The following is a 20,843-nucleotide window of genomic DNA, read 5'->3' on the forward strand; positions in this document are numbered from 1 at the left end:
AAACGGTCACATTCTTGTATTTCCTTGGCTTCAGCTTCTTTGTCACCCCTTCAGCAATTCAGGTTTGCCTGCCTCTTCTTGAGATTTTTTGCGTTGTTCAACTTCATCAACACTTGGTCGTGGCGGTAAAGTAGGCCACCATAACCCCCGATCATCTGGGCCAACAACTGCTTCTAGTGGTTTCAATCCATTCCGATTCAAGACTGAGGTAGTAGCGAAGGTTTCAATGCGGGGTCGTGGTTCACTAGTTAGGTTATTGGCATATTTAACTTGCCAGGTATAACTGGTGAGTGCTGTAGCTTCATACTGTTCAGTAGTAGCGGTGCTGCAACTCGTGAGTGTAAGCATCGTTAGTGCAGTAATTATTGGAGTTAAAAATCTCATTTGCATTATCAATCGTTAATATCTCTTACCAGTCACTCTTAAAGAGGGTGTCTGTCATCATTGCTGCCAAGGTGAAAGAATCGCTGTTGTTGAAAGCACCTCCCCAGTTGTTAATCTGATAGCCGTCTGCTCACAATTAGGGCATTGGATTTTTACTTGAATTAGTAAAGGACGGCCTTTGTACTCTCCCATTACAGGTTCACCAGTGTACTCGCTGAGTATTCCCTGCTGACAGTGGTAACACTCGAATATAATCCGGCTCAGTGCTTGGTCGCAGTCTAAAATCTCATATACTGAAACCGTTCTGCTGATAATTCTTGTTTGACTCTGTGAGATTCAGGCGATCGCTGTGGTTTCGATTGTTGTACTGATTCATCATCGGGGTCAGTGTAGACGCTTTGCGGCAAATCGAGTGATATCGCAAGTGATTCTACTTGTTGTTGCGGCGATGGCTGATTTGCAACAACAAGTAGAGTGGGGCTGAGATTTTACCGGAGTTTGCTCTACTGGTTCATTAGTAGGATTCGGGTTAGGTTGCGGTACAGTAGCATTGGATTGTGGTTGTTGTTTAAGTGGTTTAGATGGGCGTTGGGTAGATTTCATTGACATCTCCGGTTCAGTGAACTAAGTCTGACTAGATAGTATTAGTCCAATTTTTTCCGAATCTCTTTTGCCTTAGCTTCTAATACAGCCAATAAATCTCTCAGTTGCTCTTGCTGGATATCTTCGATCTTAGTTGCTGAGACATCTCGAATTAGAGAACTGATTTGGTGACTTGGTTTAGGCTTTGTTTCAGGAGCATATTCAGCAATAGTTTGGGCAACTAGAAAACGAGTTTGAGCGACTGTTAGCCTTTCTTGCAAAACTTGTGATGTAGCATCTTGTCGGATTTTAAGAGCTTTAGTTTCCTCAATTTTTAAATTTTTAGAATTTAGTTTTTGGAGCGATCGGGCATGGTTTGCACCAAGTCCTGATTCTCGAATCGCAATTTTTAAGTCTCCTGAAAGCCGTAAGCAAGGAAAGACATTTGCATCCACTGATGCTGGATTTTGTTGAAAACGTAGTAACAACAGAAGAATACTTTGTTCTATTTCGTCTAAATTAAATTCTTTAATGCCTTCTGACTGCTCTTTTCTAGTTAAAATAACTAATTCAGTTAATTGGGGCAAAAGTTTTTTTGCGTTTAATCTAGCTATTACTCTCCTAAGTGCTTTAACTACTTCTTCTTGTTCAATTTCCAGAGCTAACTTAGCCTGTTGAATCAAACCTTCGGCTAAATCTAGCTCATTCAAACCTTCTCGGTGAAGACTAGTTAATAAGGTGCGTGCATGTAATTCATCTTCCGAAAGTTCTTTCAGAAGCATCACTGCATCAAGTGTTTCAATTTCTGGCTGTAACTCTTCTGCAACCGATCTCCATCTCCGTTCTCCATCAAAAATGAGATTTCCCGGTAGTAAAATAATCGGCTGTTGTTGCCCTTCCTCTCTAATTGAAACAGCCATACTCCGAATGCTATCGGAAGTAAATGTTTGCCTTGCTTGTTTGGGATTGGGTCTTACTTCACTATAGTGAATTTTAAAAATTCCAGATGCTTTCAAATGTTCTCGTAGGTCTTCAATAGTTTGATTGAGAAGTGTACGTTCTTCTTCAGCAAGCTTTCCCTGTGCCTCTTCATCTTTTAATCTTGTAATCTCTGCCTGTAAATCTTCTACTCGTTCTTCAAGCTCAAATATTTGTTGTGAATCAGCAGCAGAAGCAAACATTCCAAGTACACTCGGTTTGTTTAATTTTGTCATCGATTAACCTCTTATTAGCTTAAGTTCGTTAACTAGTGCATCAACAATTGGCAGAAAATCTCCTCTTGCCTCTTTACCCGGTCTGTAAATTCCCAGAGGTAGCCCTCTACCAGAAGCATTAAGAATATCCGCTGATTCTCGAATTGGGCTAAAATACTGAATTCCCAAATTCTTACAGACTAGGGGAAGTTCCTCGACAATACTTCTATGCGCTCCCCAATCACTTTTCCAACGAGTGGGAACTATACCTAATATTTTCGGAGTCGGTTTCAATCTCAGCCGCTTGCAGTTGAAATAGTACCACTCAATCATCGCCGCAGCACTTTGAGAAGCCTTGTATTCAGGTTGAATGGGAATTAACACGTGGCTAGAAGCTGCAAGAGCAGTCAGTGGTAAAGGCTCCAATGTCGCAGGACAATCGATAATTACAAAATCGTGAGATAAGGGGTAATCACTCAACCGATCCGCAAGAGTATAAGCTCCACGCAGATCCTTTGAAACTTCCCGAATTGTTTCGTGTAATTCTTTTCCGCCTTTACAAACTTGAATTTTATCAATCTTACCTTGCCAAGCTGTAACTAAAGGCCAGTTTCCATTGAAGTCTGGATGGTAAACATTAGCCATTGTTCCCTGAGTTTTAAATTCTCCTAATCCGCAAAATAATGTCAATGATTCGTTAGGATCGATGTCTAATAGTGCTACTGAATAGCCACGAACACCCAATTCATACGCAAGATTGTATGAAATAGTACTTTTCGCTACTCCTCCAGCGTTTGTCTCAATCGAAAGGGTCAAATTGGCAGGCATAATTTTTTCTCTTTTTTGATTACTATATTTCCAACTCCAGTCATGAGATAACGTTATATCAGTTTGGGCGAATAATTTTGAGATAATGTTATATCATTTTTCTGATTTCTCTAACAAGGATTGCTATCAAAACAGATGTTTATTGCAAGTAATCATCGACCTAGCTACACAGATTGCCTAAGCGTGGAATTGTACACCAAAAGAAATATACACCGTAAAAGAGATATTCACTCAGTACTTGCTCAATCAAACAGTTCCGTAGGAAAGCATTATTGCCTTTATGCAAGCTGGTTATTGAGTATAAAAACTAACATCATAATTTTAGTGCTATTGCACTTTTAAAGCTGTGTCAATAAGCAGCTATTAATGCGACTTTTTGAGCTTATTGAGAATAGAAATCTTCTGTTGACGTAATATGACCACCCTGCCAAGAAGATTCTACGCTGAACAACAGTCTTTGTTCAAAGTTTACTCGATTGAAGCGGGATAACAATATTCTCTATCTAACGTCATTACAGAAAGGGGCGCTGCCAACAAGGAAGTATTTTCAATCCCCCTAGAACTAGCTATTCTCACCTAACCACGAGTAATCGGCTCATTCTTGCAGTGGTTATTGAGAAGTTACGTAAAAAGCATCCCAGAAGTGTAGTTGCAGTCCTTGTAACTACACTACTTTTTTCTCAGCTAATCAAACATTCTCGTTCACAGCAATAAAGGTACTAGGTCGCTCACAAGGCGTAAAATTATACTTAGGTTTAACCTCTTCATCTGCATTATTTGTACTATCTTCAGCGGATTTAGTTAGCGGTACAACCTCAGAGCGGGTATAACCAGTTAACTCATCAAACTGAGTAATCATATACTGGTAGAGCGCCCAGACATCCGCCATCCGATTGCCAATACCGGAAGATATCTCATCAGGTATAAAAATATTACCGTGCCAGGATACCTTAATTCCCTCTTTCTGGAAGTAAGTGTCTATTTCTGGACGAATGTAATCCGCAGTCCCTCCGCAAAACACCAGTTCTTCAATATCCTCATCCATCTTTGAGCGCAACCACCTGGCGATCGCACGCCAATATTCATCTTTAGCAAGCAATAAAGCCTTGGACATCGACTCGCCATCAAGTTGAATTTCATCACCTTTGCGCTTACGTGAGAGTTTCTGCATCACCTGGGAGTCACAACTAACTCCAGCTTCTACCAACACCTCGATAATATTGGGATTATCAGGGCTTAGTCCTGATGTCTTGGAAGTAAAATTATTCACCAGCCACGACATACCAAAATTACTGGTTATTCCCGCACCAATTGAACCACTGCGGAAGGTGAAAATACTTGCGTTGCGATAACCAAGCATCACATACATCGAAGCAGGCATATTATTGCCAAGCGATCGCCTACGGTGAAAAAATATCCCACTACCCTCAGAAGCTGCATCATAACGAAGCATTTTCACCCGCATCTTACCTGCTGGTGTATCAAATCCTCGAAACGCATCCTTCAACCGAACTTGTAACTGTTCTTTGTCTTGCACTTCACCAGGCGGTAGCAGAATGCTCAAGTAAGCTGCAACATCATTACCCAGGTTCAACTTCTCCTTAGCCAGCCAAAATGCACCACAAATTTTAGGGACTGCTAGTTCGTACTTTAACTCCTTCAGCTGCGATATACCCCCAAATCGACGACGGGCAAGCTCTCCCAAGGCGAAATATTCATCACCTATTCCTACCCAAGTACGAGATTCAGGATTACCTTCTTGTTGAATGCTCTCAATCGAAGCTTTAGCAACGTCCGCTACTTCTGAGTCGAAAAGTAAAACAACAGGCTTTCCCTCTGGATACTCTTGAGCGATCGCCTTGGTTTTACTTGCACCCATGTCAATCGTAATTACTACCTTTTTTACGTCTGTTTTCTCCTTAGTTTTGGACATATCTTTATCTTTTATTACCTTTTACTATCGTTCCCAATTTAACCGAAATGGGAAAAATACTGTGGTGTCAAACACTTTCTTTACAGGGTTTAACAGCTTTTTTACATACAAAGTGCGTAGAGAAAAAACTATTACGGCGATGTTCTTCGATGGCGCTACAGCATTCATACTCAACTCCATTGAGTAGAGAGTCCACTGCAAACTGCCAGCAAGCAAGTTCAAATTGCCACGGGGCTAACTGAAGTAACTCCATAGCACTAATACGAATCAAAATCGTAAATCCTAAGTACATGAAAGTACTAAATATTGCTTTAATACCCGATGCTCAAATCACCTCCTAAATTATGACTAAATTACCCCAATCACACCCAAATTCTGTATCAACTAAAAGTTGAATTATTAAACAAAATTAGCTTTTTGCCTGTAATTCAAATAATGCGATTGTCATCATCACACCCCGTATTACCTCAACTATCCCCACAATTACCCCACTAAAAAGTATCGTTATTGTGCAGTCTTGGGCAATAACAAGGTATGCCAGATGGGGTCAATTACACTTTTGCTTTGCTGTCAAATTTTTGATCGCAGCTTTTACAGATGAGATATATGAAGTGATTATTCTAGGCGATCGCACCTCTAAAACTAGAATGCGATCGCCTTTCCAGTTCGGTCAAATACTGTTGATGCCCTCGACCAAAGGTTTTGACCAAATGTATGACTGAAATGGTTTCATAGAACCTTTGAGGAATGCAGTGCAGGTGCTTGAGCGAAAACTTCTTCTAAATGCGCCCAGTGTAGTGGTGCAAAGCACTTCAGGAGATATTGCCCACAACGACAAACAGGACAAGGACTGGACTTACGCAAGTATCACAAGCCAAGGCAGAGAGTATGCTTTTCTCCAACACCTAACCACCTATATCCTCATAATCCCCTCACTCCAGACGAAATCCTGCATCAACTTCTATTTCTGCCTTAGCAATTGGGTCATCCTCGTCATCATTAAAGAACCCATCATCCTCGGAATCTTCTCCCAAAACATCTGATCCGACTGGTTCTGTCGCAACAGCTAACGACACAGGACTTGGCCCAGTGGAATCAAAAAAAGAAACCGAAGGGGGAACCAAATTAGCTGAAACAGGAGTTATTCCTACTCCGTTAGTTCCAATTGTTGGTTGTAAGCCAATTGCACCTTGCGAGAAAACTCCACTATGAGGATTAACAAGAACTATCTGGGGCAACCCCTCCATCCCAAACGTCCGTTTCATCTTAATTATCTGAACTTCAAGTTGCGCGATCGCATCATGGAGGGCTGACTGCAATTCAACACCAGATACCCCCGCAGCAGATAGCGCAAATGGTAGGTAATACGCCCGCAGCGCCTCACATACTAACTCAGTTTGCCCTCGCTTCTTCGACTGGAGATAACTAATTACTATACCGTCCTCCATATCTTTATTCCGCATGATACGCGCCAACTCAACCGAATCAGCTGGCTTACTCGCTCTTGCCATAACTTCTCTTCTATATAACGTGCAAATCAAGCTTCTCAGTAAGCTATTTGTCAATACTCTTACTTTAACCATACAGTGGGAGAACTCACCCCCGTATTTACTCCGAACTACCCCAATTCACACACTAATTACCCCAATTAAGTGAAATTTGGTTTGATTTTTGTCAATCAAAATAAATAATTAACTGAAAAATAAACTCTAACAATCCCCATAATTGAGGTATTCTGAGGGCAAATTAACCCAATTATTTCAGCATTACGTCGAAGTTAATCAACTTAGGGAATAACCCCACAATCCGCTCTGCATCTAATTTACTAGAGTTGCACTACACAACAGACTATTGCTGTCGTTGTACACTCCTGTAACTAAGACAAGGTATGTTTAGTAGGGTCATTTTATTACTAAAGTTATTATCAATAAACTAGATTAATTGACAGTCCTTTAATACCAATCGTCTTACCTTGTAGCATAAAATACTACCTGTGTCATATATTTACTGTTTGACAAATAAAAAGATTAAAAAATAATACCTACAAATAATTGTAATTACGTATAATTGAATCCACAATGATGGATAGTACCCACTAGGCATCATGTAAAAATAACTTAAACAATTAAATGACTACTTTGGGTTTGATAATATAGTTCCACTCACCATGAAAAGAATTTCGTTCGATTGCGATAGTATCAAGCTCTTGGTCTGTAACTTTGATTCCCGTTTTGTAGAGATTTGGATCTAATCTAGCCTCAACTTCTAATCCTTGTGTGGTGGTAGTATTACGAATTAGATTAATCACAACTTGCAAGCTAGTCAATGGCCTGCCTCGCCAGTTTTGGGTAATGTGACAAAACAAGCGATGCTCAATCTTATTCCATTTACTTGTGCCTGGAGGAAAATGGCACACATGAATAGTTTTACCAGTCTGGGTTGCTAATTCTTGTAACTTCAATTTCCACAATCGTGAGCGATAACTATTGCTACCACCGCAATCAGCCGTAATCATTATATGCTGGCTTTTTGGATAAACTTGTTTTTCCATTGAGTACCACCAATGACGAATAGACTCGACTGCAAACTCTGCGGTATCGTGGTCAATGCCAACATTCACCCATCCTTGATTTGAGGTTAAGTCATAAATTCCGTAGGGAATTGCCTTGCCCAATTTGGGGTCAACAAAATCATGCATTTTCACCTCAATTGGCTGTTCCTTTTCACACCACTCGGTTCCAGAATTTTTAAAATCTCCAATTAATTCTTTTTTTTTGTATCAACTGAAATTACGGGTTCGTTCTGGGATTGAAAGTGCAAGACTTGGTTGGAAATATGTAAAAACTGGTCGTCCCTATCTGGATGAGATGAGCCATCACGGGTTTTACGATTTGATTGTAAGCTGTAGCCAAGTGATTCCAATAAGTTGTAAACACTTTTAGGACTAGTCCTATGTCCCCCAAGGTTTAATGCCGCAGCCAGTTTCACCACACTTTTAGAAGTCCATTTGAGAGGAGATTCTGGGTCTCCCAGCGTCATTGGTTCAATCAGCGATTCTAAATCTGATAGCAGCATCGCGTCTTTTTCTTCAAGTAGTTTACGTCCAGCACCTGAGGAACGAATTCGATTACTATCGTCATTCGAGGTTTCTTCCCCAGAAGCGTTTAACAATAACCGTATCCCAGCATGGATTGTAGTCCGGGATAGTCCAGTTGCGATCGCAACCTGACTAATACCTCCCCACCCCAAGCTTCGGGCTTCAATTGCTGCCCAGATACGCCGTGTTTTCTCGTTCAAATAAGGCGATAACGAATCGTACTTGTCTTGAATGCTTTTGACTTCCTGGCTATTAGACATTTAACCCTGTAATCAAATTACAGGGTTAAATGTCTAGCAATCCGGTAAATTGTTCAATTTATTTTTACATGATGCCTACGCAATAGCGTTCGCGGAGCGTCTGCTCCAGAAGCGCCGACCTGTCGGTTCGCACACTGGCGACATAGCCATATAATCCCTACAATCACTACATCCCAGCAATTGCAGAATTAACAATAAGGTTTAGGGCTTCAGTGTCAGTTACAAGATGAACCACAAGATATTAATCTCATGGTATTTATATCACAATAGTTACAGTACTCTCACTGTCGGCATCTAGATACAGTATAGTTTATACCAAAAATAGCAGCGATATTGTCCGCAATTGATACCGCACCTGTTGTCAGATTTCCGGTTATCCCCACCTTCCCCAGTGCAGTCTCCAACTATGCCACTTAGTCCCGCAGTGAAACAAGGTATGGTAAGTAACTCCATAAAGCGAACTAAATCCATCAAGGTATACCTCTTTGAGGAAGAGAAAACTACCATTGAGGAAAAAGCGATCGCCACAGGGGTAACTGCATCTGAATATTTACGTTCCTGTGGGTTAAGGCGGGTACTAACGGCAAAACCGTCTGCCGACTTGATAACTATCCGTGCTACTGCTGGAAACCTCAAAAGCGAACTGATAATGTTATCTCACTTGGCTAAGGAAACAAATAACCAGCAAATTTTGGATACTGTCAATAATGCGATCGCACTCGTAGATCAGACTATCGCAGCGGCATTTAACCTAGACGTTCTAGATAAATCACCCTCAAGCCAAGATAAATAAGGCATTACAGGTTCTATATCCCCCACTTTCAACTCCTTCAATTTGATTCCCGTCATCTATAAAAAACCCAATTTTCTCGACACGCTCAAGTATGTCTTGGGGAAAGATGATGCTGCGATTGTTGATACTAATATGATGGGAACAAACCCAGATGAATTCAACCAGCAGTTTCTCAGTACCAAATACACCAAAAAAGCAGTTAAACGGCAGTGTGCCCACCTCATTATCTCAATCGCACACCGCCCCAACTATCATGAGCATTTATCTGACAGTCAGTACAGCTATGTAACAAGGGAATATCTCAAGGATATGGGATACTTACCCAAAGAAGAATCGTCAGTAGCAGCTACGAGTCAGTTCGTTGCAGTACGCCACCACGATCGCGACCACGAACACCTGCATATAATCGCCTCCCGAATTCGGTTAGATGGCAGTTTAGTTAATGATTCCTATGATTATTTCAACTCCCAAGTCTCAACTAGACGCATCGCGGCGGAACTAGGGTTAGAGGTGACACCGACAACGAATGAAGCCGTCGCCTCTAAGTTACAGCAAGAGTATGGCATAACTGCACTCACCAGCCCCAACCGCTCGAAAAGTATTAGAGCAGTCAACAGTAAGCACAAAACCCCAACAAGTAAGGAAATTATTCGCCAAGCAATAGGGGAAGCCATCAAGGATAGTCCCACTGTCTCTACGTTCATCCAACGCTTGGAGGAAAACAACATTGGGGTATTGTCTAAAATGCGGGGTGAGGAACTACTGGGCTTTACCTACATCCATAATGATGTGAAAATCGCTGGTTATCAAGTATACAAACCCTATAGTTGGAACAAACTGCTGTCTGAATACGGAATAACATACGACCAAGAGAAAGATAAGGAACTAATTCAACAAGCTAAAGCCAGAGCAATTAACCGCATAAATATTAATATTATAAGTAACAATGAGTACTTGTATATTGAGCAACCTACTAGCACCAGTACAAGTGATAGTAATGGCGATACCGATAGTAACTCAAAAACACTTGGGAGTACAAATGCACTAAACAATAATTATCCAGATAAAATTTCGATAATACAACCAAAATTAGAAAATAAACCCACGTCGGAAGCAAATAAGGTTAAGAAAAAAGTACAGCCGTATCTGAAGGAACAGCACCCACAACAGGATATTTCAGAAGAAAACCGTCTATCCACTGCTCAACAAATCCTGCAAGAGCAATCTTCCCCTACTCCCTTTTTTCCTAACCTTCTCCCTTCTAACCTCAAACATCTGCCTTCTACAATCACTGACTATATGCTTGTTACCAATAATTTCCGTATCAAAGGACGGGAATTGAGTGCGAGTTTAGATACCAATATTCTGATTGTTTACCGTCATGGGGATAATACTCCTGTGATGCAAACCTGCTATAGTCAGGGAAACTGGTACGAAGAGATACCAACTCGACTAACAACAAACGAAATCGAGCAAATTGAAAGCTTGCGTGTCTTTACCCAACAAGCATTAATGGGTAAGTTGCGATCTGCGCTTCGCAGCAGCGCTTCGCTATCGCAAAGAGGTATTGAGCAATAGTAAATCTGTTGGTAGAGAAAACTTAATCCACAGTGCCTCTATGACTGTGGGTAAAAAGCTGTTGGAAATTACTATCGTCTTTACGAAGTGTTCAAATTTGAATACTTCGTACAAACGATATCCTACTCAGGTGAAAAAATCCTAATATCGTTTATCTCTGTGGGTTTGCACATAACCCCATAGGAAATAACTCTGCCTTGTTCTAGCTATATTAAATTATAAAAGTAACTAGAACTAAAGGATGTAAGCTATGCCTAAGAAAAAATGCGGACTTGGATTTGACTGTGCCAGTATGATGCAATACCCAGGCATAGACTCTGGCGACTGCTTAAATTACAAAACCTGTGGGAGTGCAGTTCAACTAAGCCCCGATGAAGAACTCGAACTTGTTCGTATTCGGGAAGAACAAATGCGCCAGTATCAAGAACAAATTCGCCTGACCCGTCGTTCTGCCGCTATCATGATGCTGATGAGGCGCGGTTGCCCACAATCACCAGAATCGTTAAGTGTTATCCCGGCCATTGAGGCGATCGCCACCACATTGGATAATATTCGTACTGGGCTTACCAACTTCGACGGACAGTACATTGCGCCACCTGGTTGCGAACTCCACATCTACAATGTCAAACGATCCAGTGGTACGTACTCGTACTATAAACTAACCGCCGAAAACGCAATGTTTGCACCTTCAGAGAAAGAACAAGAAGTACGGGTAATTCACCTCAGCCATCAGCATGATGCGCGGTATATAGAAGCACAACTTGGTATTGAACGGCGGAACAAGTTAACCCAAGTGCGAACACTGCTTCACAAAGCAAGCACATTGCTTGAGGAAGCAACACGCCTACTCGAACAAACCACAGGTATGAACAGTCCAAATGCTACAGTTGAAGTTTTTAACACTGATGAAATTATACCCATCGACTCATAAAACCAGCAAAAAGGGAAAATTTACTTCATTACTGCCACAAAATATAGATACTGAAATACAGGATTATTTTATCTGGTAAAGCTGCTTTATCTACCAGTACGCTGTGACGGTTACGATCGAATTGCTCTGATAGGTATGCCAACAGGCTAAAAACCGACTAGGGAGAAATGAAAAATGACCATAAGTTTTAGAGAATGGCTCAAACAATTTAAAAATCAAGATGCACCCTTTGGTGATTTATGGAGTGATGCCACATCGACTAAAAGAGGAAGATTTCAAGATAGGATTTCAGACTCTTGGCAGGGTGACACTATAGAAAGCTTGATAGAGTTTATGGTTAAAAACGAAGCATCATATCAATCTCATAGTGTTCTTAATGAAGCTAATGAGGCGTATCATAATTATTTAGGTTTAGAACCTATAAAATCATCTAAATTGGAAGAGTTAGAGAACCAACTTAAAGCTAAATATTACGCAGAACGTCTACAACACTATACAAAATTATGTATTTTATATAGGAATCCTACTTGAATCTTGCTCAGTATACTGAGAAGTCAAGCCATTTTGTTCTAGTTACTTTAAATAAAAGTAATAGCTAGAACAAAGTACAGATCCAAAGACATAAAATTATCAACCTGTGTGGGTTCGCACATAAGATGAAATTTGAACAACGCAGTTCTAGGGATCTCAGACACCCTCATTCGCACATAAAGTGAAATCGATTGTGGCATAAGCGTTTGAGCCACATAGTGAATTCGCCGATAAAGTGAAATTTTCTGACTTTGATTTAACGAAAGCCCAAATGCTTTTAAAAGTGTACTTTTCAAGTGCGATCGCCCGCTTTATGGAATTACCAATACATTCTTGATAAGAAGGTAGTCAAGTAGCTTTTGTGCGTAACGCTATGTCTTTAGGTATAAAATGCTATCTTTTTGTCAAAAATACTGTGAATTTCTGTGATTAAATGCAAAATTTCAATTTATATGCGAATTCGTTACCTGGCTCAAACGCTTACTCCATAATCGATTTCACCTTATGCGCGAATTATAGAGGCTGAAAACCCTGTAAATCGTTCTCAAAATTTCACTTTATGCGCGAACCCACACCTGCTGCCACACTAATTTAGCTTTCTCTCTCAAACTACAAACATCGGTACAATGGCAAACATTAAGAATGTTACTACTGATTTAGCATTAAGCAAGAAGTAATTGAGAAGTTTGTATATTTTTTTCATACTTAAATTTTGAGATCACGCCGAATAGGTCTTCAGGAGACTAGATATAAGTAATACTTACATTAATTTGTATTAACAATTACATTTATTTTGGAAATAGAAATTAGAAAATTGTTTAATAAATTACCGATATAGAGAAAGTAAAATCAAACTCTAAGGGTATTTTAGTGCCAAAAAGTAAAAATTTATATTTAAATTTATAAGTTTAATTGTTTATATATGACAATTCAAGCTAAACATTTTGACACTAGGTTAAATCAGTGGATTCATACAGATGGTAATACGGTTAATCCAGATTCACTGTTAAAAGAAGAACTTAATAATACCCTAATAGAACATTTCTTTCCTGGGGTTAACTTTTCGTTCGGGCATATGGACGAAAAGTCTACTGTGGAACAATTAATTAATCATCCTGAAGGTCACAAATTATTATTATCATCAAAAACACGGTTGTTATATGGGCCGGAAGAATGTCTAGATAGAATTAAACAATTATGCCCTGATAACAAAGATAGAGGTGCTTACGGATCTATTTTTCTCGGTTCGTGTAAAAATAGCGTCAATAAAAAGTTAAATATTCTAATTGTTGATGACAGTAATGGTGAAAATGGTGGCGTTATTAGTAATGACCAAGCATATCGGCTAACCGGAGACTGTTACGGGCAAATATCCACAGACCTATATCACGAATTAACAAAACATCAAAAAGGTGATGAATATCGAGTAATTCAGCACCGTTTCGGCTGGACTGAGCAAGACGGAGACGATAACAAATATCGCTTTGGCAAAGGTACTTTACGACCTGCAAACCTTGACCAAATCCTCAATTATTCAGATTCCAACAACTCAACTAAAATTGACTTAATTCTTCCCTTATCTGCATTCAAAGGAACTGATAAAGACAACCCTAATGGGCCAAGCAAGCCCCAAATTCAACCTGGATTGTACCGACAAAATATCTGGCTAGGTGAAAAATCACAATCTGAACTCGGTAAAACAGCTATCTCGCAGTTACTCGCTTCATTCCCTAACGGACTGAAAGACTTTACCGAACAGCTAGAACTTGAAGCCAAAAAGCTGAATGTTGTACAGGACGACCCCCGGCAACTTGCACAACTTTACTGCCAAAAGTACGAGAAACGGAAAGCTTTTCTTGAAGAACAAGCAGCAGAAGATCCAACAGTAGTAGAAGATTTAGAAACTTTGCGCGATGGCGCGGGAGCGCCCGCCGTAGGCGATCGCATAGCTACTGACTCTTTCATTTACAAACTTATCAAAGCTGACCTGCAAGGAGAAAGTCAACTTCTTGAAACTGAGAAAGTACAGCGCGAACTCGCCCGGTTCGTCCAAAACGAGTGGAAAGAAATCGCCATCGGCAAGACGTTAACGTTTGAGCGAGCAATGGTCATTCCCTCCAAAGACCTGCAAAATGGGGAAATTTCTATACTACACTATCAAGATGGGGAAGAAGTTCTCAACTTCCGCTCCCCTTTCCTCAACTCAAATGGTCTGTGCGTCTCAACTAACAAAATTGTAGAAGATATCCTTGGGCCTGATGGTCAATCTCTGGCAGGTGCGATCGCTGTCTCGGACGAAACAAGCGATCGCATTTATAACCGTTTAAACGAGCAAATTAAATCTGTCCTACCCGAAGCCCGAAGTAAAAATCTCCAATTAGAAGGTATTGAAAATTACTTAGATCAAAATATCAGCAAGCTCGAAACTAAAGACAAAATTGAGTTTACCAACAAATTTAATGAGTATATTTCAGAACTAAAGTCAGCTGGTTACGAGCTAGAAATTCTTCCTCAAGAGTCCGAACAAGAGCGTCAGGCACGCGACTACGATGGTGATTGTATTGGCTTTGAGCGGGCAAGCAGGTATCCAAACCTCACCGCCGAGGCAAGGGAGCGCAACCTGCCTGAAAACGCTTACGATCCAACTGTTAAACTCAAAAAGCAATCTTTTTACCAGGAAGATGGCAGTCAGCCGGAATTTGAGGAAATCGCCATCCACATGAGCGATGGCATTAGTGTCGGTGTTATCAACAATCACCTTACCTCAATCGAGGCCTTAGAGTCAGAAATTACTATCCTAATAAACTTTGGTAGTGAAAAAGACCAAATTGAGTACGTACAGCAGGTAGCCAAACACTACGAAGATTTATTTAAAACAGAAGCCTGGGCAAAATCCAAGGGTATTGAAGGGAAGGAGGTTCCGACCAAGTATCACGGTTACATGGAAGAGTTTATCAAAACTGTTCGGCAAGAACCCCTAAACCAGGTCAATGCACTAATGGCAATGAATACTAACATCAAGATATACCGCGAAATGATTGCCGAGGCAGCATTTCAAAACCAAATTGCAGTTGACCTGTTCAAAAGTGCCAAAAAACCCGAAATGGAAATTATCCGCAACAACAGTCGGATTCTTCACCGGGAAGTTAACTATATTAAGGATAAGAAGAAAGATGTCTATATTGATAATACAATTCAACCGACAGGGTACTCGCCTGTTGAATTACTAATTGCTCAAACCAACCAGTATTTTGAAAAAGCTCGTCTCGAATCGCGTGAAATCGCCCAATTTCAAGCTTTATTTAAAGGTGTCGAGTTTTCTAACGAACAACGATTAAGAACTACTCTTGTCAAAAAAGAATTCGACAAATCCTTTAACCAAGCGAGTCAGCTATCTAGACAAAAAGAAACTGAAAAAGGGCCGTCTGCAAATATTACCCTTACTAACGGTAATCAAGTAAGTGTAACTAATCTTTTACAGTATGACAACGAATTTATCTGGAAAGCGAATAAAGTTACAATCAAGCTCTCAGAAATATCTGAAGACAAGCGCAACAGTAACCGCCCGCATAAATATGTAGTTTATGCCCAAATTAACGATGAGACTGAGAACGGTAAACCCAAGTTTAGGGCATTAGGAACACTTGCTAAGGAGCAAGAAAACAAACCCGAAGAGATAGGAATTGGACTTGGACAGGAAGTAACGTCTAACAAAATAGCCTTTCAAGCTGAACTAAGCGAAGGTCAAATTAAGCTTCTTTACCAAAAAGCCTACCAGATAGCAGAAGAATTTTACAATTCAATTCCAGAAGGACAAAAGTTAGCAATGGCAGCTGCTACCTGGGCAGTATCAACTACTCGTGAGAGTAGTAATGATAAAGGTAGCGATTACCAAAAGAAAGTTTCTAATTTCGCCTTTGCTGCCTTTCCTCAAGAGATTATTAATCAGCTAGATACACTCAGATTTAACGAGTTTAGTATCACTGGCTTCGACAGGAGTAGTGAATTATTTCATGAAAATAAACCTCAAAATATTCGATTTAATCTAGCTGAAGATGGAAAAAGTGTCATTGAACTCCAAAATCAGGAAGGTAATTACAAAACATTTGGCAATATAGAACAAAGTAACGCCCGACTACCAATTGGTAGTGTTGCTATTGCCAGCATTGAAAAAGGTGAAGTATATACCACCTCTGTTACAACCAAAGTACCCGGACTACCAGAACTTACCTTTAAAGTAGGTGAAGTTAATAAGTTTGGAAATTCCCAGAGGTTCAATAATGAACCTGTAATGTTAACAATTGAAAAGGTTGACCTGATTCGTGAAGACTATAGCATTTATCTTCAAAATGGTAATAAACCTGAGAAACTAGGCAACATTGATAAGGAATCAATCAAAGAGGGTATTGCTCAAGGTTGGCTAGCAGAAAAACCCGGTAATGGGCAACAGTTACAGCTTAAAATTCAAACCATCATCACCGGACAAAATGCCTATGCAATAGCAGAGACTTCTAAGGGAAATCTTTTACGAATTAATATTACTAATCCAAAGTACAAAAAACAGGAGATTAGCAACCAAGCATTTAAAGAAAGTTTAGTTAGAGCATTTGATAAAAAGCACGTTTATATTGCTAAAATTGGCGATCAATCCTTCGGTATTATTGGTCAGCATACTGAACGCCTCGAAGCTGATTTAAATAAAGGGAATATACAAAAACAGTGGCAAAGGAAAGAAAGTAGCACTGTACAAAAATTAATTGATACGGGTATTATTCGCTTAAACCAACAACGAACTACTATACCTGTACAGATTACCAGTAATGAAAGTACCTGTAAAATAATTATTAATCCAGAAACAGTACAGTATCCCGACAAATGGGTTAAACGCAGTCAGCTTATAAGTAATGAAAAGCCTGTAAGAAACGAACAGCAAGAAAAACGGAACCAAATACTCGGTAAAATTAACGAACGTCCGACAATCATATTCCAAGATAAAGAACAAAAATTAGTAGGACTTTTAGGATTAGCAGTTGATGAAAATATAGCCAAAAAAACCAAAAAGTATCTAGAAAAAGTAGGAATATCATACGAACTGTTTCCCAGTTCACAAGCTCGGTTAGAAACCAAAAAAGGTATGACTGTATTCGTACTCGATGAAACTACTATTAGTGACGAACTAAAACAAACCTTTATTGACCGGGCTGGTGGTAATATCAAGAATGCAAATACATCATCACAACCCACTCTAGTCGTTCCAGAACAAACTGTATATTTTTATAACCCAAACCAAGAATATAGTTCTCCAGATGGATCGCAGATAGAAACTAAAGAAGCTCTCGGATTAGTTGTTCCCGCACAAGACGCGATCGCTGTAGCTACTTGGCTAGAATCAAAATCTACTAAAAATCATTATTTTATTGAGAGTAACACAGCTACATTTATTTTTAATAAAAATAAAATTAGTGAAAAAATAAACGAAGAATTAAATAGTTTACTTGGAGAACCGATTAATATCGGTAAAGTTGATGGATTTGACCGTTACGAACAACTTAGTGCAGAGTTAAATCAAAAAGTTGCGGCTGAAGGTAGTCGTTTAGAATTAAACCAAATTCCAGAAAATAGCGAGTACAAAAAAGCTTTACAAGCACTACCTAACCGTCCCAGAGAGCTTAATCAAGAGGATTCTCCAGTACCAATTATTCCTGCGAACGCTGTACCAGAAAAGAATACAACTAACATTCAATCAAATACTAACGCTACAGTTGCAGGAATTTCACAGGTTTACAAAAACGCAGTTGAAATACAAGTATTAACAGGCACACAATCAGAAACTAAGAACCAAGCAATATTACTACCCAACTCGCGCCAAGCGGATCAGACTAAAGCTATTGAAATATTGGGTAAGGTAAGCGAGGAAAAAGTAGAACAATTGCGATCGCACCTTGAAACCCACCTCAAACCTATACTTCAAAACGATAAATCCAACTACGCACTACTAAGACAAGTCGCATGGGTCGGTGCAAAATGGGATTTGAAGGATAAAGACTTCAAGCCAGGGGTACAGGACGACAAGTTAATGAAACTTGTCAAACAAGTATATCCTGACGCTGATATTGTGCTGGTAACTTATTCCAAAAACCCCGGCGCTGGCATCAACTACCACCGCGATGACTCCTATGCCGCAACGGAAGCCCGCAGCATTAATATCGGAAATTCTGACTGGGGATATCGCGCTGCTAAGGAACGAATGGCATGGACTAGGGAGGAGAATCAGGACGCACCATACCAAGAATTTAAACTTGAGTCGGGTACAGTAACCCGCTTTAACTGCAAGAATGAACACGCTGCCCTCAATACTGAAGCAGGCAGATGGTCTATCAACATCTGGTCAATTAAAAATGACTGGGGCAGAGAAAACAGCGTTCGCCAAAAATTTGAGAACTTCCTCGCCTCAAACCAACCTCCTCGTGCGATAGTCCAAAGCAACAGCGACCTTACCATCAAAACTAACGAGTGGACACCAGGGGGAGAAATTAAAGTAGAACGTAGCTATACAAGCCTCAGAGAAGTCACTCAAAATACTGCCTCACACTCTTCAAACCAAACAACTGTAGAAGAAATTATCGCCATCGGGAATTCCACTGCGGCACGCGCTGCTAACCCTCAGATTCCAGACAACCCGACTATATCTGGAAAACCAGTACCAATGGTTTATTCGCTGCATCTGCACGGCGAACCTTCCAAAGTACCAGCTGATACAACTATCGATGCCATGCGCGGATACGGTAGGATACACACCACTAGAGGTGTAGATTACCAAAAAACTTATGGTGTCAAAGAGGGAGATATTGCGATCGCCCTTGGTAAAAACGGCGAGCAAGTTGCTTTCCGAGTGGGTGAGCAGTACAAAATTACCCCCGAAATGATTCAAGATCCAAGTTACCAACAAGCCTGGGCGAAATGGGAAAAGCATTCACCGAAAGAACTTACCCAAACCCAGGCGAGTAAGAGTCAGGTATATGGCTTATTCATGGAGCCACTAGGGGATTATGTCAATGGCAAAATTATTCCATTCCCAGCCATCCAAAAACAAACTCTCACCCCGATAAATATCAGCCCCGACTCCAAAGATGGACTTGGAGTCGCACTCAGTCTTGCCACTGCACTCGCAAAAGAACAAGGGAAGCTGCAAAACGATTACCAAGTTTCAGTCAATAATAATCCAGAAGCCCCCGCCGGACAGTATGGAGTAGAGAACCATGTCCAAAAACCTGAAGGAGTAGCATACGCATCCGCCGAACACGCATTTAATCACCAAAAGCAGTTGCATCCATCAGCTGATGAATACAAGCTAATGGTAGAAGTACTTCAAGCTAAACTCGAACAACATCCCCGACTAACTGAGGCGATCGCCAAACGCGGAGGAAGTGAGTGGCTAGAAAACTGTACGGCAATTGCTACAACGGGGGGAACCCTTACAACGCACTGCCTCACCAACATAACTAACGCCCAGGATAAACAGTGGGAGGGTAAGGGTAAAGAATCCGCATTTATTCAAGCCCTCAGCGAAGCATATATCAATGTAGTTGAAAAGTCACAACAAACTACAGTGCAAACCCAGCAGGAAAAGTCCGAACAGACTGATCGGCCGCTGACAAATCCACTATCCCAACTCGAACCGATAAACGCCGCCGTCGCTGAACACATGAAAAAAGATATTGCGATGGCACAAATAGCTACCCAGTTTATCGGTAAATCAGCTGCGCCCCCTGAAACACCTTCAAGCACCCGTAATTACGAGCAAGCATGGGGAGAACGCGCCAACACAGGAAATTACTCAAAAGACGACATCATTATGGTATCCGGGTCTGGCCTGTGGCGCGGAGTGACAAGCAAGCAAATTGCCCAAACTTTTGAAAATCACTACAAACCGTTACTTAATAAAGCCATAGAAGCCAAAAGCTCTTTCATAGTCGGAAACGCACAAGGAACTGATCAATTAGTTCAAAATTATCTTCAAGAAAAAGGGTACAAGGTAGAAAAAACTTCCCAAGGATACGCTGTATTTAATTCTGTAGAAAATATCAAAATTAATACCAACACTATTTCTTCTAATACACAAATATTACATAACTCGTTTATTGCTAAAGACAAGAGCATTTTCCCTCCACAACAAAGTCAACAACCAAATATTGACCAAGCACTCGCATCACTTTCTCAACCAAGAATACAGCAGGTTGGAGCAATGGATAACATTATCGAGCGGATGAAAGCTAATACAGTGCAAAATCTTCAAGACTGGTATGTAGCAGCTGAAAAGCTCGGTAAATCAGAAACATATCTCAATAGAATTCAGGAGGTAACTGATTTATACATCAAAGAAAATATCAGTCTTGAGAACACTTTTAAAGCAATGGAGCGAGATATTAAGGAGCTAGAAAAAATTAATGAAATGACAAGTCTTGCCCAAAATATAGTTAAAGTTATTGGACAGGAAGATATCAATGGCATTATGTCAGTACAAACAGAAAAATACCAAATTGCTACAAAATCCCAAGACAAAATTTACTTAGTTAAAGATAAAAATGACAACATATTATTATATGTCAAAGAAGGAAAAACCCAAGTAAGTAACATCAATGATGAAACATTACAGGATTTTCAACTCATGAATTCTCGTATCGATAAGGCTCTCAAAGATGTCAAAAAAGATTTAGTGGAGAGGTAATTTTA

Annotated in this window: 13 protein-coding genes and 1 pseudogene; 6 read left to right on the forward strand and 8 right to left on the reverse strand. The window is 40.2% G+C overall.

Annotated elements, in window-relative coordinates:
- Positions 1-48: 48 nt before the first annotated feature.
- The 6 genes and pseudogenes from RM049_RS14925 to RM049_RS14950 form a co-directional block, all read right to left on the reverse strand.
- Positions 49-384 (reverse strand): annotated as a pseudogene (locus RM049_RS14925) (hypothetical protein); the annotation flags it as partial.
- A gap of 384 nt (positions 385-768) precedes the next feature.
- Positions 769-987: a hypothetical protein gene (locus RM049_RS14930; protein ID WP_322704717.1), complete on the reverse strand. Its 219-nt coding sequence runs from the start codon at positions 985-987 to the stop codon at positions 769-771.
- A gap of 41 nt (positions 988-1,028) precedes the next feature.
- Positions 1,029-2,180: a ParB/RepB/Spo0J family partition protein gene (locus tag RM049_RS14935; protein WP_322704718.1), complete on the reverse strand. Its 1,152-nt coding sequence runs from the start codon at positions 2,178-2,180 to the stop codon at positions 1,029-1,031.
- 3 nt (positions 2,181-2,183) lie between these two features.
- Positions 2,184-2,987 (reverse strand): ParA family protein, encoded by an 804-nt coding sequence (locus RM049_RS14940; RefSeq protein ID WP_109013390.1) that lies wholly within the window; start codon positions 2,985-2,987, stop codon positions 2,184-2,186.
- Between the two features lie 688 nt (positions 2,988-3,675).
- Complete coding sequence (locus RM049_RS14945) at positions 3,676-4,920, reverse strand: ParM/StbA family protein (protein WP_322704719.1); 1,245 nt, start codon at positions 4,918-4,920, stop codon at positions 3,676-3,678.
- Between the two features lie 67 nt (positions 4,921-4,987).
- The gene (locus tag RM049_RS14950; RefSeq protein ID WP_322704720.1) at positions 4,988-5,191 is read right to left on the reverse strand and encodes a hypothetical protein; all 204 of its coding nucleotides are present in this window, start codon (positions 5,189-5,191) and stop codon (positions 4,988-4,990) included.
- 238 nt (positions 5,192-5,429) lie between these two features.
- Between RM049_RS14950 and RM049_RS14955 the strand changes: the two genes are divergently transcribed.
- A complete protein-coding gene (locus RM049_RS14955) occupies positions 5,430-5,642 on the forward strand; it encodes a hypothetical protein (RefSeq protein WP_322704721.1) in 213 nt (70 codons plus the stop codon).
- Positions 5,643-5,852: 210 nt separating this feature from the next.
- Here RM049_RS14955 and RM049_RS14960 read toward each other — a convergent pair whose 3' ends face one another.
- Both RM049_RS14960 and RM049_RS14965 read right to left on the reverse strand, forming a co-directional pair.
- On the reverse strand, positions 5,853-6,431 hold the full coding sequence (locus tag RM049_RS14960; protein WP_322704722.1) for a hypothetical protein: 579 nt from the start codon (positions 6,429-6,431) through the stop codon (positions 5,853-5,855).
- A 614-nt stretch (positions 6,432-7,045) separates the two neighbouring features.
- Positions 7,046-8,277 (reverse strand): ISAzo13 family transposase gene (locus RM049_RS14965; RefSeq protein ID WP_322704723.1). Its coding sequence is split into 2 segments (ribosomal slippage): positions 7,046-7,698 and positions 7,698-8,277, totalling 1,233 coding nucleotides; the frame shifts between segments, so codons are not numbered across the junction.
- Between the two features lie 406 nt (positions 8,278-8,683).
- Here RM049_RS14965 and RM049_RS14970 point away from each other — a divergent pair.
- From RM049_RS14970 to RM049_RS14990, 5 genes are all read left to right on the forward strand, one after another.
- Positions 8,684-9,070, forward strand: coding sequence for a plasmid mobilization protein (locus tag RM049_RS14970; protein WP_322704724.1), 387 nt, complete (start codon positions 8,684-8,686; stop codon positions 9,068-9,070).
- Positions 9,071-9,112: 42 nt separating this feature from the next.
- The gene (locus tag RM049_RS14975; protein ID WP_322704725.1) at positions 9,113-10,648 is read left to right on the forward strand and encodes a relaxase/mobilization nuclease domain-containing protein; all 1,536 of its coding nucleotides are present in this window, start codon (positions 9,113-9,115) and stop codon (positions 10,646-10,648) included.
- 250 nt (positions 10,649-10,898) lie between these two features.
- Positions 10,899-11,579, forward strand: a complete 681-nt coding sequence (locus RM049_RS14980) for a hypothetical protein (RefSeq protein WP_322704726.1) — start codon at positions 10,899-10,901, stop codon at positions 11,577-11,579.
- Positions 11,580-11,753: 174 nt separating this feature from the next.
- On the forward strand, positions 11,754-12,110 hold the full coding sequence (locus RM049_RS14985; protein ID WP_322704727.1) for a hypothetical protein: 357 nt from the start codon (positions 11,754-11,756) through the stop codon (positions 12,108-12,110).
- A gap of 922 nt (positions 12,111-13,032) precedes the next feature.
- Positions 13,033-20,838, forward strand: coding sequence for a hypothetical protein (locus RM049_RS14990; protein WP_322704728.1), 7,806 nt, complete (start codon positions 13,033-13,035; stop codon positions 20,836-20,838).
- Positions 20,839-20,843 lie beyond the last annotated feature (5 nt).

Source organism: Nostoc sp. DedQUE04 (assembly GCF_034530995.1).
Taxonomy (GTDB): Bacteria; Cyanobacteriota; Cyanobacteriia; order Cyanobacteriales; family Nostocaceae; genus Nostoc.